Here is a 2,246-nt window from a genome sequence, read left to right on the forward strand (position 1 = left end):
ATCGTCATCTGGACGACTGTAGTCACGACGTAAAAGAGAAGGGCAGTGCATGATTCTTCATGCACTGCCCTTCTTGTTTTTTTATCTCCGTGGATAGTGACAGCGACGTTCACTATCGCAATAGCCTGCTGAAAAACAAGTCGAAAAACCGAGTCATCAGAGTTGCATCAACGCCAGAAATTCAGCCTTCTGTCAGCGCTTACTAACAAGCATCAAGCAGTGGTAAGAGTGCATTTCGAAATGGAATTATCGCTACCGGCGACTGCCAAATATCTCAACCATCAACGCTGGCGCTGATGGCGATTTCGGGTAACCGGATCCACCAAACCAGACAAGCTGCCTGACGAAAAAACCGACGCCATTATTTGCGCCGGCGGGGATTCTTTTGTCTTCGATTTTGTGAATCCTGTCGTCGTTACCCGAACGTCCATGTTGGAGGAACTTGATGTCCGACCGTTGTGCACATCTACCCAACGATCATCTTCACTACGCTCACGAAAGCAATAGGTAACCGCAATGGCGACACGAGAAGAATTGGCCGTTATTAAAGCAGCACGAGCAGGAGAATCGAGAGCCCAACTGGCATTGGGAAGCCGCTACCTTTGTGGTGGAACCGGTCTGCCCAGAAGCAACGGGACTGCATTCTATTGGTTGAAGCGGGCGGCGCAACAAGGCGTCGATGATGCCTGGATGATGATAGGTCGCAATATCTCTTATGAACAGGTCAAGGATCTGTCATCCCCCCGTGAGACCGCGATATGGTACGAGAAGGCATTCGATGCGGGGATTACCCATGCCGGCCTCACGTTTGCACGTCTGGTGCTGGACAATACTGAGCAGTTCGACAGCAACAGTCACGCAAGAGCCATAGGGGCTTTGTCTTTTCTGGCGGGCAAAGACGATCATCAGGCTCAGTGGCTGCTCGCACAGCAAATGCAGATGCATGGTCATGACGAGGATAGCGATACCGATGATGCCATTAGCGAAAGCTTGAAGGCGATCAGGCATGACGGCACCATTAAGCTTGAAGAACGATTGATCACTGAGGCGGCACACGCGGGCATTGAGCAAGCACAATATGCCTTGCTGGACAAAGCCTGGAAAAAATCCGACTACGAGGGTTTCGCTCGCGATGCTGCTGTGCTGGTCAAGAAGCTGTTTGCACGAAATTCCGTCGCCGTAGCACAAATAAAAAAGGATGTGGATGTCACCAGTGGCATAGTCTTGTCCTCCGAGGAATCGACCCTGCTACTGCGGTTTGCGCAATGGAGCCTGAAGACAGAGATGCCCGACCCTATCGAGATAGGGTACATCCTCGAATTGGCGGCCTTGACCGGAAACACTGAAGCGCAGTTCGAACTCGGCCTTCTTTGCGCGAAGATTGACCGGGAGGGAAACAGAGTATTCATGGAGCATGGCCTGGCAAATTTCAAGAAAGCACTCAACTGGCTGACGCTGGCCGGGGACGGCGGCTCGGCGTTGGCATGGCATGCGCTGGCCAGAATCTATTCGCGCTCGATCTATTCGCAGCGGAACCTGGATGTCGCCTTGCAATACCTCGAAAAAGCCGCCGACATGGGTTTGGTGAAAGCCCAATCTGAGTTCGCGCGAATCTCCTGGAGAAACCGCCGCGACGATAGTCTCAACGATGTCAGAGCGCTTTATTGGTGGCAAAAGGCGGCGAAGCAAGGGGACGAGGACGCTAAAGCTGCACTGGCGGAATTTTCAGTTGAGACTGGTGCTCATACCTGGGCAACGCATGCAATGGCTCACCTGAGCGATAAATTAAGAAACGCTGACCCATTTTTGAGTGCGCGGATTGAATTGGCTGCGACATTTGGCCTGACCAAGCCGGAAGCCTTGCTGATTGATGTCAAGAACGCCGACTATGGCCATTGCCTGGTGGTTGATATTTGCAGCTCCTACGCAAGGAGCAAGCGACGCCTGGTGTCCATCGCAACTGCGGCGCAACGCTCTGCTTTGAACCGTATCAACCGTCTGTTTAGCGACGTCGATTGTAGTTTCAGCGGACTGGAGGGGAATTACAGGCAACGCAAATATCGCCTGACGACAGCGTTTCCAGAAATGGGCGAGTCCCGCCTGCGTAAGCGGGCCGGCATGGACCCAAGCAGGAAGTGACTTGTTCAAGAGAATCCGACGAATACAAAAACAAGAAGGGCAGTGCATGAAGAATCATGCACTGCCCTTCTCTTTTACGTCGTGACTACAGTCGTCCAGATGACGAC

General features: G+C 52.5%; 1 protein-coding gene. It reads left to right on the forward strand.

Annotated elements, in window-relative coordinates:
* Positions 1–516 precede the first annotated feature (516 nt).
* The gene (locus tag PQR63_RS23575) at positions 517–2,139 is read left to right on the forward strand and encodes a tetratricopeptide repeat protein (protein ID WP_408170720.1); all 1,623 of its coding nucleotides are present in this window, start codon (positions 517–519) and stop codon (positions 2,137–2,139) included.
* Positions 2,140–2,246 lie beyond the last annotated feature (107 nt).

The organism is Herbaspirillum rhizosphaerae (assembly GCF_046025915.1).
GTDB lineage: Bacteria > Pseudomonadota > Gammaproteobacteria > Burkholderiales > Burkholderiaceae_D > Herbaspirillum > Herbaspirillum rhizosphaerae_A.

Excerpts from the sequence above, each read along its gene's own strand:
- PQR63_RS23575 (WP_408170720.1), top strand. The coding sequence starts at position 517 with ATGGCGACACGAGAAGAATTGGCCGTTATTAAAGCAGCACGAGCAGGA.